Genomic DNA, 13,739 nt, shown 5'->3' on the forward strand with positions numbered 1-13,739 from the left:
GAATCGTTTATTAAGAAAGGAGGGCTTTCCGGATGAAAATGATAACGGTTATCTCCGGATCCTATGGTTTATTGTCACGATTGAACGGACTTGTCGACTATGCCGTGCACACGCTGAAACCGGCGTTTCATGTCTCTGTCATTCATGTGCACCAACTGCCGCCCGCAGCACTGATCGCGGCAAACAGCCATGATCCGGAAATTACCGCGGCTAATTGTCTGGTAGCCGAAAGCGACGGTGTCATTGTCGTGACACCAACGTTCAAAGCCGCCTACTCGGGAATTTTAAAAACTTATCTGGATCTGCTGCCACAGCATGCACTGGCTGACAAAGTTGTACTGCCGCTGGCCATCGGCGGATCTCCGGCACATGTGCTCGTCCTGAACTATGCACTGCAGCCGGTTCTGTCCGAGCTGGGTGCTCAGCGGATCATTCACGGCGTATACGTGCTGGATCGCCAGATTTCAAAAAACGAAACTTCATTTTCACTCGACCGTGAGGCTGCCGGCCGCCTCGATCCGGCACTGCAGCAATTTGCAGCAGCTCTGGAACAGAACCCGCTTCACACGCTGACAATTAAAAATTGAACCCTTCACAAAGTGATGGATTCTGACAAATTCATGATCGGCCCATTCAAAAAACTCCTGAACCCGGGGTCATAGTCCTTCCGGGTTCAGGAGTTTTTTGCCGAAGTCCGCTATTGAATGAACCGGCGCAGCCGGTCATAAGGGTTACCCGTTTCGGCTTTCATCGATTGATTCTTTTCTTTCAGCACACGCTGCTCAAGGCGCTCCGCGTCCGATAACGGCAGCCGGCCGGGTATCCTAAAGGATGGATCTGCCGGCCTGCTTGAAGACATTCTCTCTACGATCGGCAGCAGCGGACTGCAAAAACCCGTCCTTTATCTCTTTAATCAGTGCTTTTGCGTGAATCGAAAGCTCAGACTGTTTTCGGCTGGTCAGTATTCCGATGGCCGGATGAATGTTCATATCAGTGATTGGAATCACTTTTGTTTTTTTAATCGGAGAAAGATTAGCAGTTTGGGTGAAGATCGAGATGCCGAGGTTCTGCTGCACATAATATTTATGTGCCGAACTGCTGCTCAGCATGATTTGGCGATAAGTATTGCCGATTTTTCTCTGCAATTGCTGCTCCACTTGAATGCGGATCGGACAATTCGCAGGTGTAAAAATAAAACGCTGATCTTTTAAATCGGATAATGACACTTCAGACTTTTCGGAGAGCGGGTTTTTCTCGCTGACAAGCAAAACGAGCCGATCATAATAAAAAGGGCGATAATCGTTTTCCAGTTTAATCTCCGGTTCCCCGCATACGGCAAAATCAATACTGTTCTTTTCGATCAATTCACTGCAAACATTGGCATCCTCAACATAAATTTCTACTTCTTCATCCGGATATTGATTTAAGAATCCAGCCAATATTCGGGGGAACTTCAAACTGGCCGTCGGCTCGGAAATCCCTATCCGAATCTTCGGTGCCTGTCCCGACTTTATCAGTTCTACTTCATCACTAAATGCCTGATAATCACGAAGAAGCTTTTCAGAGTATTCGAAGAATAATGCTCCTGCTTTTGTCAATTCAATTGATTTGCTGCTTTTATCACGTTTTAGTAACCGGGTACCCAGTTCTTTTTCCAGCTGCTTTATTCGAAAGGTAATCGTAGGCTGCGAGTAGTTTAATAATGCTGCCGCACTTTGAAAGCTTCCGTATTTAGCTACTAAATGAAAGGTTCGTATCCACCTGATCTCCATATCTGCCCCACCCCTCTATTTTCTTTTTCTTCATCGTACGATGTTTTCGATTGATTATGAAACTGATTGCTGCAGCTTATATAAATTTATTAAATTGAATCGATAATTTTTTTAATTAGCTATTCGGGCCTGAATGAGCTATGATTTATATCACAGTAATACGATATGTTTTATATAAATTGAGGGTCATGCAATAAAAACATAAGGAGCGGTGAAATGACTTATCAGAAATCTATTGTTGTCTGGAGTAAACAAGCCTGTCCGTATTGTCAAAGGGTAAAAAAATATTTAAAGGAACATCATTTAAATTATTCGACTGTCGACGTCACGGACCACGACGAGCTGCGTGACGTACTGGAGACCAAATACGGAATAAGGCATGTCCCCGTGACCGAAATCGGCATAGATCGGCCGCATGCGTACGAAGCGGTTATAAGTATTGAAGTGGATGATTTAGAAAAAGCATTGAAAAAAAATCAGTATGTTTAGCTAAAAAAGCAGCATTCGTATGACCCACCCATACGATCGATCCGGAGGATAATACGATGATCCAAATTCAGCATGTTTCGAAAATCTTCGAAAGAAGCGGTGTCAAAAACCAGGCATTGAAAGATATCAGTCTTGATGTCAGCGACGGTGATATCTTCGGCGTCATCGGCTACAGCGGTGCGGGGAAAAGCACTCTGATCCGCATGGTGAACGCACTCGAACGCCCGACATCCGGAAAAGTCATCGTTGACGGAACGGATGTATCTGCCTTCAATCACCGCGACTTGAGAAAATTCAAAAGAAAGATCGGCATGATTTTTCAGCACTTCAATCTGCTGGAATCCAAAACCGTTTTTAACAATGTCGGCATTCCGCTTGTCCTTGAACGAAGAAGCAGAAAAGAAATCCGTGAAAGAGTTGTAAAACTGCTTGATTTCGTCGGACTGGCCGATAAAGCCGGAAGCTATCCGGATGAGCTTTCCGGAGGGCAGAAACAGCGGGTCGGCATTGCCCGGGCGTTAGCCCTTAATCCCTCAATTCTGCTCTGTGACGAAGCGACAAGCGCACTTGATCCGAAAACGACGGAACAAATCCTTGAATTGCTGAAAAATATCAATACAAAATATCAGATCACTATTTTACTGATTACTCATGAAATGGGTGTCATCCAAAAAATATGCAATCATGTCGCGGTCATGGAGAAGGGACAGATTATTGAACAAGGATCCGTGTTTGAACTGTTCAGGCATCCAAGGCAGAAAACAACCCGTGATTTTGTCGGTTCCATTATTCACAGTGATCTGTCTGATTCGATCCGCCGGCAGCTCATATCGGGCAGTCATGTACGGACATTTAAAATTGAATTTATCAGTGATTCTGCAACCCGGCCTCTGATTAACGATCTGATCCGGCAATTTGACATAACTGTCAACATTGTGTCTGCAAATATGTCTGAAGTCCAAGGAAAAACAATAGGGCACATGATCATCATGGTCAATGGCAATGATTCAGAAGTTGATGCAGCCGCCGCATTCTTAGCAGAACAAGGAACCACAGTAAAGGAGGTCAGCCAATGATTCAAACAACGGTTACTTTCAGCCAATTTGTCCAGGCACTGGAAGAAACGCTGACCATGGTTTCAGTCTCACTGCTCTTAGGCATATTGATCGGCCTGCCGCTTGGTATCCTGTTGGTCATTACCCGGCCGGGCGGCGTCATAGAGAATAAATGGATATTCGGCATACTGAATCCGGTCATTAACGTCATTCGTTCCCTGCCTTTTATTATTTTGCTTGTTGCCATTATTCCGTTTACGCGTTTTATTGTACATACATCAATCGGAACGCCGGCAGCCATCGTCCCTTTGATCGTATTTATTTCTCCTTATATCGCCCGATTAGTTGAAAATTCTTTATTAGAGGTGAATGAAGGAATTCTGGAAGCAGCAAATGCTATGGGGGCCGCCCCCTTTCAGGTTATCCGGCATTTTCTTCTGCCGGAGGCTTTCGGTTCGCTGATCCTCTCTTTTACGACAGCGACGATCGGATTGATCGGGGCTACGGCCATGGCAGGAGCTGTCGGCGGCGGCGGAATCGGCGATTTAGCAATCACGTTCGGTTATCAGCAATTTGACACATTTGTCATGGTTGTAACGGTTGTGATTCTCATTATCTTCGTTCAGCTCATTCAATCCATCGGTAATTTCTGTGCCCGCCGCGTCAGAAGGCATTGAAAAATCATAAAGGGCACTGGAAATCATCACGACCAATACCCGGCACATACTGAGCAGATCCGGTGCGATTGCAAAGAATTCCTTGCAGCTCAATTTCAAAGAAGGTGAAGGAAACATGGCGTTATCATTCGGGCTGCTCGACCAGAGCCCGATTACAGCCGGCGGCAGTGAGAAAGCATTAAAGCACACGGTCGAGCTGGCACAACTTGCCGATAAGCTTGGTTTTGACCGCATCTGGGTCTCTGAGCACCACGGCTCGCGTTATACGGCCGGGAAAGCACCGGAAGTATTGATTGCTTATCTGCTGGCGAGCACGCAGAAAATCAAAGTAGGTTCAGGAGGCATTCTCCTGCAGCACTACAGTCCTTATAAGATTGCCGAAGTATTTCATGTTCTTGCGGGGCTTGGACCGGGCCGGATTGAACTGGGAATTGGAAGGTCCCCCGGTGGACTTCCGCCTTTCACACAGGCTTTACAGCAAAAATTCAAAGCGGAGCAGATGCCGTTTGAAAGACAGCTGGCCGAGCTGCTGCACTACCTGCGCAGCAGCCGGCCGGGTCCGCAGATCCACACCTGCCCTCAGGCAGATAATCGACTGCCGGTGTTCCTGCTCGGATCAAGTGAAACCAGCGTCGGAACAGCCGTTCGGCAGCGTCTTAATTACGCATTTGCCAGCTTTTTCGATAATCAGAAAGAACTGGCGGCAAAAGTCATTCGTGCCTATAAAAAAGGCTGCGATCCGGCACATCAGGTACTCTATTCACCGGCTGTGATTATCGCTGAAACGGAACAAAGAGCAAAAGAATTAGCGGAAAAAGTGAAAATTATGACTCTTCACTTTAAAGGCGGCAAACAATTAGTCATTTCTCATGAAGACGATGCAAGAGCTTATATTCAGGAACTGGATGAACCTGTGAGACTGGATATCGCAGCCAATCAAAATATCATTTACGGCACAGGCATTCAGGTAGCCGAACGGTTGGCTCAGATTTGCCGCGACCTGCCGATCAACGGTTTCGTCTTTCATCTGCCGGTCGCGGACCATCAGCGCCGTCTTGACATGATCAGGGAATTGGCGCACATACGGGGAAAGCTGAAAACGGAAATCAAGGAGGCTGAATGAAATGGGTGAACAGCAGCGAAAGATTAAATTCGCACTTTATGTCGTCGGTACAGGGATGCATCTTAGCTCCTGGCGTTTGCCTCAGGCTCAGGCCAACGCAAGTATCGATATCGGCTTTTATCAGAAAATCGCTCAGCTTGCTGAACGGGCCAAAATCGATACAGTATTCATCGCCGACAGCCTTGCTATCGACGACACATCTCATTCACAGATTCTCAACCGCTTCGACCCGGTTGTACTGATTACGGCAATTGCTCAGGCAACGAAAAAAATCGGAATCGTCGCCACGGCCTCAACTACTTACAATCAACCTTTCAATTTAGCCCGTCAGTTCGCCTCCGTGGATATTATCAGCGGCGGGCGGGCCGGATGGAATTTGGTAACAACCGCCGATGCGACCGGGAAAACGGCACTCAATTTCAGCCGTGAGCACAATGTCAGACACGACGATCGCTATAAAATAGCCGAGGAATTTATCGATGTTGCAGAGGGACTCTGGGATTCATGGGAGGACGATGCGTTTATTCGCAATAAAGAGACGGGCAAGTTTTATGATCAATCGAAAGTGCATGATCTCAACTACCGGGGAAAATATTTTCAAGTCAAGGGTCCGCTTAATATCGCCAGATCGCCGCAGGGCCATCCGGTTATTTTCCAGGCAGGTTCATCAAAACCCGGTCAGAAACTTGCTGCACGCGTGGCAGAAGCTGTATTCTCTCACAAAAAGTCCTTCGAAGAAGCACAGAAATTCTATCATTCATTAAAGTCACAGCTTGCTGATTTTGGGAGAAAAGAAAGTGATCTGCTGATACTGGAGGGCATCTCGCCGATTATCGGACGCACTCAGGAAGAGGCGGACGAAAAAATAAAGAAGCTCAACCGCTACACGATTCAGAAACAGGCACTTCAATTTTTGTCGGGCTACGTCGGCAATGTTGATTTAACGCAGTACTCGCTGGAGACAAAGGCATCTGAAGTTGCCTGGAAAACCGTCGACAGTATTCAAAGCGATTTTGAGACGATCCAAAGGATCATCAGGGAAGAAGATCCGACCGTCGGTGAACTGTACGAACGGGTCAGCAATGTAGCCAGTGACCAAAGTTTTGTGGGAACCGCCGGGAAAATCGCCGATACGATTGAAAAGTGGTTTACAGAAAGAGCGGCTGACGGATTCGTCCTGATTCCCCCTGTATTACCGGACGATCTAAACGATTTTATTGAACAGGTCATACCGATTCTTCAGAAGCGGGGACTGTTCCGGACGGAGTACGAAGGGACTACATTACGGGAAAATCTTGGACTTCCCTTTGCAGAAAACCGCTATACATTGAGAAGGCAGCAGAAGGTCCAATAATCTTAATGCCTGATCGAATCCGGGCTGCGGTGTCTTGTCCGGATTCAAAGCCCGACTTTTTGTGCTCATTCTGATCGCTTGTACCGGTCGGGTAATGCTGCCAAAAAAGGATCGACATCCAAACTCTCCTGACAGCCAAAAATCCGATGCTGCCGGCGACAGCAAGAAGTCGCCATAAAAATAAAATCAACCGTCATGATAGGAGTCTAAAAATGTTAAAAAAAGCGACGATCATAATCACCGTATTGTCACTCTTACTGCTGGCCGCATGCGGCAGAGCCTCAGGTTCTTCAAGTAACAGCATCGGCGCGGCAAATCAGACCTTAGTCATCGGAACGACTCCGGCACAGGCCGATCTCTGGCAATTCATCAAGAAACAAGCCGCTCATAAAGGCGTGACACTTCAGATCAAATTGCTTACAGGCCAGGCCGATTTAAATTCCATGCTTTTAAACGGCGACGTGGATGCCAACTCTTTTCAGCACATCGCTTTTTTAACAAGCTGGAATCAGATCCATCATGCCAATATCATTCCGGTAGGAACAACAATCATTGCTCCGCTTGGTCTTTATTCAAAAAAAGTTAAAAGTTTAAAGGAACTTAAAAACGGGGATAAAATTGCGATTCCAAATGACAGTACCAACTTATCGCGTTCTCTGATTTTGCTGGAAAATGCGGGTTTAATCAAACTTAAAACCAACTTAAAGCGCCCGCCTCTGGTACAGGATATCACATCGAACCCCCATCACTATCAAATTATTACAGCCGAAAGTGCCATGCTGCCAAGATCGCTGGATGACGTGACTATAGCTGCTATTATCAATCAGACGGCCCTGAATGCGGGCTACACGCTGAAACAATCTCTTTATCATGAAAATCAGCAAGAGACCAAATATGTCAATGTGATCGCCACGACTGAAACTAAAGCAAGATCAAAGAAAAAAGCGCTGCAAATATTGAACGAGGTCTATCACTCCAAAGCCGTCGCCGACTATATCGCCAAACGTTATAAGGGTAACTTTGTACCCGTCACACGTTCTATAGCGGATGTCAAGGCAGCCTTTAAAAAAGAACAACAGAATCAGTAGTAAATGTCGTATCGGCGGACGTGACATTAAGTTGATATGTCCCGTTTTCCGCTGACTCTTGAACGGCAATTTAATGTAAGGATACCTTTTAGAGCCGACTGAAACAACTAATATCGCACAGGAGGAGAGTATGTTTTGCCACAAACTTATTCAAATACCGATCTCGGACAAAAACTTATTGCATACCGGCGCGAACTGCACGAGTATCCGGAACTTTCTTTTGAGGAATATGAAACAACGAAAAAGCTGAAAAGATGGCTCACCGATGCCGGGATTGAACTGCTTGATCTCCCGCTGAAAACCGGCGTATTGGCCGTCATCCGCGGCAATAAGCCGGGACCGGTCATCGGCCTGCGTGCCGATATTGATGCTCTGCCGGTTCAGGAGACAACCGGTCTTCCGTTTGCATCGAAGGTTCCCGGCAAGATGCATGCATGCGGCCACGATTTCCACACCGCCTCCATTCTTGGTGCGGCACTGCTGCTGAATGAACATAAAGCGGATCTTGAAGGTACGGTGAAGATCATTTTCCAGCCGGCGGAAGAAAACGGCGGCGGCGGCCGGCAGGTGGTCGACTCCGGTGTACTGGACGACGCCCGGGCGGTCTTTGGCATGCATGACATGCCCGATCTGCCGACCGGAACGATCGGTATAAAGGGCGGCCCATTGATGGCAGCCGTCGACCGCTTCACTGTCGATATTGAAGGCGTCGGCACACATGCTGCGGCACCGCAGAATGGCATTGACCCGATTGTCGTTGCTTCGCACATCATCACGGCACTGCAGACGATTGTCTCCCGCAATCTCTCGCCGCTCAGCAGCGTTGTAATCAGTGTGACCCGGCTTGAAGCGGGGAAAACATGGAATGTCGTTCCGCCGGCCGCTCAGTTTGAAGGTACCGTCCGCACATTCGAAGATCCTGTCCGCGATCGGATTCCGCTGAAAATGGAACATATAATTAAGAACATCGCTTCCGGTCTCGGTGCGAAAGGCACGCTCCATTACAGACGAATCGAACCGGCTACAGTCAACGACGAGAAGCTCGCCGGCTGGTCGCGCCCGATCGCAGAAGCTTCCGGATTGAAGGTGATTACACCGGACCCGTCGTTTGCCGGTGAAGACTTTGCCGAATACCGCCGGAAAATCCCCGGCGTCTTCTTCTTTATGGGCGTGTCCGGAAATTCCGGACTCCATCATCCGGATCTGATCATTGATGAAAAAGCCATTCTCCCGAGCGCAAAATTTTTTGCTAATCTTGCCGTTTCCATGCTGAAAAAAGTCGGCAATCTATAAAAAAGCAAAGCCAGAAGGCCATATTTAAAATTTTTGAGAAAGTCAGCCGAGGAGATAAAATACGATTCTGAAAAACCCATTTTCTTTCGCGATCGGGGTCCTGAAGATTCACCGCCGGCCAAGACCAGTCCCCTGCCCGGATGATCCAACCTTGCCGATAATCGTAATAATATAGATTTGCCGTCATCCCAAAAACGGATCGCCATGGGCCGATCCGTTTCAAAATAGAAAGCCGGATTAATTCTATATTCTGATAAACATCCGAAAAAATATCAGGCTGCAGGAGAAATGAGGAAGGCTCCACGCCATTTAATTGCAGCGCTTCTCGATTAAGTAAGATCGGATGTTTTAAATCTTCAAAAAAAAGCTTGAAAAAAACGTCCGTTTGTCGTACACTCATAAACAACCGAATAAATGGATCATTTATTTTCTTATCAAGAGAAGTCGAGGGACTGGCCCGATGACACTTCAGCAACCGTCGTAATATAAGCGACAAGGTGCTAATCCCAGCAGCTGCAGCCAAGCGGCTGAGGGATAAGAAGAGACCTGAGCATACAGCCTTCTTCTTCCCGGAGAAGGCTTTTTATTTTGCAATCAGGCAAAATGGCGCTTATTCAGTAGTACAGGCAGCGGACTTTCAGGCGGGTGCTGCTTGTACAGAGCCTCGAAAACCTGACGCGGGTCCTTCAGGACAGGCAGGAGAAGCGGGCAGCCGCGCGTAGGGACGGCCGGATGCCGCTGCGATCCTTCGCAACGGCCCCGATGCGCCTGATCGCTTCCTGCCAAATCCGCCGAAAAGCCGGTAATCGGCAGCAAACCGCTTTTTTTCGGATCCGGAGCCACGGGCACCGATCCGCAGCGGCCAGTGGAAAAAATCATCAACTTGGCAACTATGTTTCATTCATAGAAAAACACTTTTAGGGGGAAAAGAAATGACCGTTATCACAGCCAAAAAAGCACCTTTCAGATTCGACCAGGTAGGAAGCCTGCTAAGACCGGCGGCATTAAAATCCGCACGGGAAAAATTTGCGTCAGGAGAGATTAATCGGGCAGCATTGACCGAAACAGAAAATGAAGAGATTAGAAACATCGTGAACAGGCAAATCGATCTGGGACTGAAAGCCGTTACGGACGGCGAATTTCGCCGCAGCTGGTGGCATCTGGATTTTCTTGCCGGACTGAACGGCGTCGAGACGTACTCACAGAACAAAAGCTACAAGTTTAAAGGCGCTAAAACACGCGACACCAATGTCCGTTTTATCGACAAAGTTTCATATAATCCCGATCACCCGTTTTTTGCCGCCTTCAGCTTTCTGAAAAGCATCGTTCCGGAAGGAATCCTCGCAAAGCAGACAATCCCCAGCCCGACGCTCTATTTCCGCGATCATCGCGATGATGAGGCAGTCAATTTTTATCATTCCCGCGCAGACTTTCTGAACGATCTGGCAGCCGCATACCGGGAGACAATCCAACATTTTTACGATTTGGGCTGTCGTTATTTACAGCTTGACGATACAACCTGGGCTTTTCTGATCAACCAGATCATCCGTGCGAAAGATGCTGGTGAGAAAGCGAAATATGAACAATTGTCAGAGGACGCCGTGACCGTGATCAACGAGGCGCTGAAAGGCCGGCCGGAAGATCTGACGATTACCACCCATATCTGCCGCGGCAACTTCCGCTCGACCTTCTTGTTCTCGGGCGGTTACGGTCCTGTGGCAGAATATCTGTCCCGGCTTCATGTCGACGGTTACTTTCTGGAATACGATAATGAACGTTCCGGAGACTTTTCACCGCTCAGGGAAATTTTTGCCGGGAAATCGGGCAAGAAAATAGTGCTGGGCCTCGTCACTTCAAAATTTCCGGAACTTGAATCTGAGGCGCTGCTGAAAAAGCGCATTAAGGAAGCAACAGAATATGTCCCGCTGGACAATCTCTGTCTGTCGACACAATGCGGTTTTGCCTCGACTGAAGAGGGAAATCAATTAACCGAAGCACAGCAGTGGGCCAAGTTAAAGCTGGTCGTCGATACCGCAAAGAACGTCTGGGCGGAAGCAGATTGACTCATTTGCCGTCACTAACAAAAGCCTGATCGAACCCTTTTCGTTTATAGAAACAGCATTTTTCAACATAAATTTTTATTTGCAAAAAAATTGATCACTGAACAAACAAGTCCTTTACCGAGAGCGAATGTTGATGCGCAACAGTACCGGACTATGCATCAAATCGATCAAAATAAAATGATAGGAATAAAATAAAGAGATGGAAGAATATAAAATGGAGGAATTTCTAGTCGTGTTGACTTCAGCCGGGTTCAATTTGAATTTCGGCGCGACTCTGGCCCGATTCGGCGCAACATTTTGGCGATTCGGTGCGACCTAGACCTGTTTCGGTGCGACTGCCCAGATTCGGCGCGACTCTGGCCTGATTCGGTGCGACTTACTGAAGATTTGGTGCGACATTCCAGTGATTCGGTGCAACATTTTGGCGATTCGGTGCGACCTAGACCTGTTTCGGTGCGACTGCCCAGATTCGGCGCAACTCTGGCCTGATTCGGTGCGACTTACTGAAGATTTGGTGCGACATTCCAGTGATTCGGTGCGACCTAGACCTGTTTCGGTGCGACTCTGGCCTGATTCGGTGCGACTGCCCGGCGTTTCGGCATGGGTGCGCAGATTCTTTTTATCGCGTGGCAGCTCATTTTTATGACAGGAGACTTTTTTCATCAAATCTGTGCACCGGTCATGGAATGACTGCTTATTTTAATGAAAGACTGCTGATTCGTGCCTTTACGCGTACACATTTTCATTCGTCAATGTCAATCCATCCGATAACAGATGATCTGAAAATCAGAGAAAGGGAACCAATCACGCGCCGTTAAATCATTCAGACGGAAGTCTTATAACCGGTATGTACACGCTCAGATGCGGCGGGCCCATTTTCGAGTTCCGGCGCGAATGAGCGTTTTGTTTTCCGGATTATTCAGGTCACGGCAGAGGCCGGACATCAGCCCGCGGCCTTTGCTGCAGGGCCTCACCCCCGATGAACAACGCCGGCTGCCGATCGTGCAGGAAATAATATTAAAAATAAAAAAGGAGCAATCATGCCCCTCACCTGAAGATTATTTCATTTCATAGAAATATATCGGCGCCGGCAGAAAATATCGTCCTTCTGAAAAATCTCTCTGCTCAGCCGGATTGATCACTGTCCGCAAACTATATGAACGCTCAGCCGAATCCTATTGCCGTCCGCTAGATATATATTCCGGGCATAGAAAGCATCCTCCGCTCAAAGTTTATCGCTCCGGGCCGCAGGGATCAAGACTCTTGCCGGTGCATCTTCACAGATTCGGCCGCGCGCCTCCCCAGCTCGTTTTTGCAAAGTGCTTCATGTTATTTAAACAGGCTTTTAAGCAGAGATTGTTTATCGTCCAGATAAAGATCGACGGCAGCCGCGGCTTTTCTTCCTTCTTCTATCGCCCAGACAATCAATGTCGCGCCCCTGCGCGCATCCCCTGCCGCAAAAATTCCTTCCCGGCTTGTCTGATAGTTGTGTTCGTCGGCGAGAATGACGCGTCCGGACGGGTCCCGTTGAATCTCAAAATCATCAAAGAGCCGATCTTCGGCTCCGCGAAAACCGATTGCGATCAGGACAAGATCCGCGTCCCACTTCTTCTGCTCCCTGCCGTCTCTGTTCTTTTTAAACGAACCTGTCGTGAGTCCCGTTACATGACCGGCTTCATTGCCCGTAAATCGTTCCGTTTCTACATAATATTCACGCGGATCCCTGCCGAAGAGTTCTTCCGCTTCTTCATATGCATAATCAACGGAGAAAACATTCGGATGCTCCGGCCACGGATTGCCCGCCGTGCGCCGGTCGGGCAGGCGGCCGTGTTTTCCGAACTGGACGACGCTTCTGCACCCTTGACGGATCGCCGTGGCCACGCAGTCCTCTCCGGTATCGCCGCCGCCGATAACGATGACACGTTTCCCGCGGGCATTGAGATCCGGCGGCAGCGGTTCGCCGTACAGAAGATGACGATTGCTCACAGTCAGGTAGTTCATCGCCGGGGCGATTCCTTTCAAATCCCGGCCTTCAATCGGAAGCTCCCGGCGTTTTCCCGAACCCGTGCAGAGAACGACGGCGTCAAAATCGTTTTTCAGCTCGGCGGCTGTCACGTCCCTTCCGACATTCACACCCGTTTTGAACACGACACCTTCTTCTTCGAGCAGATGAACGCGGCGGTCCACCACATCCTTTTCAATTTTCATGCTTGGAATGCCGTACATCAAAAGGCCGCCGGGGCGGTCCGAACGTTCAAACACCGCCACCTCGTGTCCGATCTTATTCAGCTGATCGGCACAGGCAAGACCGGCGGGGCCCGAACCGACCACCGCTACCTTTTTTCCCGTGCGGCGCAGCGGCGGCCTGGGAACGACCCATCCTTCTTCAAACGCGCGGTCAATGATCGCTCGTTCTATCGACTTGATTGAAACAGGATCGCTGACTAAACCGGCCGTGCAGGAGCCTTCGCACGGTGCGGGGCAGGCCTTAGACGTGAATTCGGGAAAATTATTGGTTTTCGACAGCCGCTCGTACGCTTCTTTCCACAGGCCGCGATAGACCAGATCGTTCCATTCGGGAATCAGGTTATGGATCGGACAGCCGCTCGTCCCCCGATTCACTATCATCCCGATCTGGCAATAAGGAGTGCCGCAGTCCATGCAGCGGGCCGCCTGTTCGCCGATCTCTTTTTCCGTCATGGCTTCTTTGTATTCGTTCCAGTCGTCTGTCCGTTCTAAAGGGCTGCGTTCTTTCTGATTTTTTCTCTCTATATTCAGGAAACCCATGAATTGTCCCATTGTCTTCATTTCATCCTTTCATCATT

The 13,739-nt window shown here is 48.5% G+C and carries 12 protein-coding genes and 1 riboswitch; of the genes, 9 read left to right on the top strand and 3 right to left on the bottom strand.

What is annotated here, in order from left to right:
• Positions 1-32: 32 nt before the first annotated feature.
• Complete coding sequence (ssuE, locus tag Q6A92_RS02810) at positions 33-587, top strand: NADPH-dependent FMN reductase (RefSeq protein WP_274397782.1); 555 nt, start codon at positions 33-35, stop codon at positions 585-587.
• A gap of 237 nt (positions 588-824) precedes the next feature.
• Here the strand turns inward: ssuE and Q6A92_RS02815 are convergent, their stop codons facing one another.
• Complete coding sequence (locus Q6A92_RS02815; RefSeq protein WP_274397783.1) at positions 825-1,772, bottom strand: LysR family transcriptional regulator; 948 nt, start codon at positions 1,770-1,772, stop codon at positions 825-827.
• 216 nt (positions 1,773-1,988) lie between these two features.
• On the opposite strand from Q6A92_RS02815, the gene Q6A92_RS02820 reads away from it, so the two are divergent.
• From Q6A92_RS02820 to Q6A92_RS02850, 7 genes are all read left to right on the top strand, one after another.
• Positions 1,989-2,261, top strand: coding sequence for a glutaredoxin family protein (locus tag Q6A92_RS02820; RefSeq protein WP_274397784.1), 273 nt, complete (start codon positions 1,989-1,991; stop codon positions 2,259-2,261).
• Between the two features lie 56 nt (positions 2,262-2,317).
• Positions 2,318-3,337, top strand: a complete 1,020-nt coding sequence (locus Q6A92_RS02825) for a methionine ABC transporter ATP-binding protein (protein WP_332236965.1) — start codon at positions 2,318-2,320, stop codon at positions 3,335-3,337.
• Positions 3,334-3,993 carry a methionine ABC transporter permease gene (locus tag Q6A92_RS02830; protein WP_274397786.1) on the top strand — a complete coding sequence of 220 codons (660 nt, stop codon included), beginning with the start codon at positions 3,334-3,336 and terminating at the stop codon, positions 3,991-3,993. The genes Q6A92_RS02825 and Q6A92_RS02830 overlap by 4 nt, the downstream gene beginning before the upstream one ends.
• Before the next feature lie 115 nt (positions 3,994-4,108).
• Positions 4,109-5,116: an MsnO8 family LLM class oxidoreductase gene (locus Q6A92_RS02835; RefSeq protein WP_274397787.1), complete on the top strand. Its 1,008-nt coding sequence runs from the start codon at positions 4,109-4,111 to the stop codon at positions 5,114-5,116.
• Between the two features lies 1 nt (position 5,117).
• Positions 5,118-6,470 (top strand): LLM class flavin-dependent oxidoreductase, encoded by a 1,353-nt coding sequence (locus tag Q6A92_RS02840; protein ID WP_332236966.1) that lies wholly within the window; start codon positions 5,118-5,120, stop codon positions 6,468-6,470.
• Positions 6,471-6,682: 212 nt separating this feature from the next.
• Complete coding sequence (locus tag Q6A92_RS02845; RefSeq protein ID WP_332236967.1) at positions 6,683-7,558, top strand: MetQ/NlpA family ABC transporter substrate-binding protein; 876 nt, start codon at positions 6,683-6,685, stop codon at positions 7,556-7,558.
• Positions 7,559-7,693: 135 nt separating this feature from the next.
• Complete coding sequence (locus Q6A92_RS02850) at positions 7,694-8,851, top strand: amidohydrolase (protein WP_274397790.1); 1,158 nt, start codon at positions 7,694-7,696, stop codon at positions 8,849-8,851.
• Positions 8,852-9,279: 428 nt separating this feature from the next.
• Positions 9,280-9,392, top strand: a riboswitch (SAM riboswitch).
• Between the two features lie 53 nt (positions 9,393-9,445).
• Here the strand turns inward: Q6A92_RS02850 and Q6A92_RS02855 are convergent.
• Positions 9,446-9,694, bottom strand: a complete 249-nt coding sequence (locus Q6A92_RS02855; RefSeq protein WP_332236968.1) for a hypothetical protein — start codon at positions 9,692-9,694, stop codon at positions 9,446-9,448.
• Between the two features lie 89 nt (positions 9,695-9,783).
• On the opposite strand from Q6A92_RS02855, the gene Q6A92_RS02860 reads away from it, so the two are divergent.
• On the top strand, positions 9,784-10,914 hold the full coding sequence (locus Q6A92_RS02860) for a vitamin B12 independent methionine synthase (protein WP_332236969.1): 1,131 nt from the start codon (positions 9,784-9,786) through the stop codon (positions 10,912-10,914).
• 1,329 nt (positions 10,915-12,243) lie between these two features.
• Here the strand turns inward: Q6A92_RS02860 and Q6A92_RS02865 are convergent.
• Positions 12,244-13,713 (bottom strand): glutamate synthase subunit beta, encoded by a 1,470-nt coding sequence (locus Q6A92_RS02865; RefSeq protein WP_332236970.1) that lies wholly within the window; start codon positions 13,711-13,713, stop codon positions 12,244-12,246.
• Between the last annotated feature and the right edge of the window lie 26 nt (positions 13,714-13,739).

The organism is Sporolactobacillus sp. KGMB 08714 (assembly GCF_036598985.1).
GTDB lineage: Bacteria > Bacillota > Bacilli > Bacillales > Sporolactobacillaceae > Sporolactobacillus.

What these genes read in the sequence shown, in the direction of transcription:
- ssuE (WP_274397782.1), top strand. Translation starts at nt 33, where the DNA reads ATGAAAATGATAACGGTTATCTCCGGATCCTATGGTTTATTGTCACGA.
- Q6A92_RS02815 (WP_274397783.1), bottom strand. Translation starts at nt 1,772, where the DNA reads ATGGAGATCAGGTGGATACGAACCTTTCATTTAGTAGCTAAATACGGA.
- Q6A92_RS02820 (WP_274397784.1), top strand. Translation starts at nt 1,989, where the DNA reads ATGACTTATCAGAAATCTATTGTTGTCTGGAGTAAACAAGCCTGTCCG.
- Q6A92_RS02825 (WP_332236965.1), top strand. Translation starts at nt 2,318, where the DNA reads ATGATCCAAATTCAGCATGTTTCGAAAATCTTCGAAAGAAGCGGTGTC.
- Q6A92_RS02830 (WP_274397786.1), top strand. Translation starts at nt 3,334, where the DNA reads ATGATTCAAACAACGGTTACTTTCAGCCAATTTGTCCAGGCACTGGAA.
- Q6A92_RS02835 (WP_274397787.1), top strand. Translation starts at nt 4,109, where the DNA reads ATGGCGTTATCATTCGGGCTGCTCGACCAGAGCCCGATTACAGCCGGC.
- Q6A92_RS02840 (WP_332236966.1), top strand. Translation starts at nt 5,118, where the DNA reads ATGGGTGAACAGCAGCGAAAGATTAAATTCGCACTTTATGTCGTCGGT.
- Q6A92_RS02845 (WP_332236967.1), top strand. Translation starts at nt 6,683, where the DNA reads ATGTTAAAAAAAGCGACGATCATAATCACCGTATTGTCACTCTTACTG.
- Q6A92_RS02860 (WP_332236969.1), top strand. Translation starts at nt 9,784, where the DNA reads ATGACCGTTATCACAGCCAAAAAAGCACCTTTCAGATTCGACCAGGTA.
- Q6A92_RS02865 (WP_332236970.1), bottom strand. Translation starts at nt 13,713, where the DNA reads ATGGGACAATTCATGGGTTTCCTGAATATAGAGAGAAAAAATCAGAAA.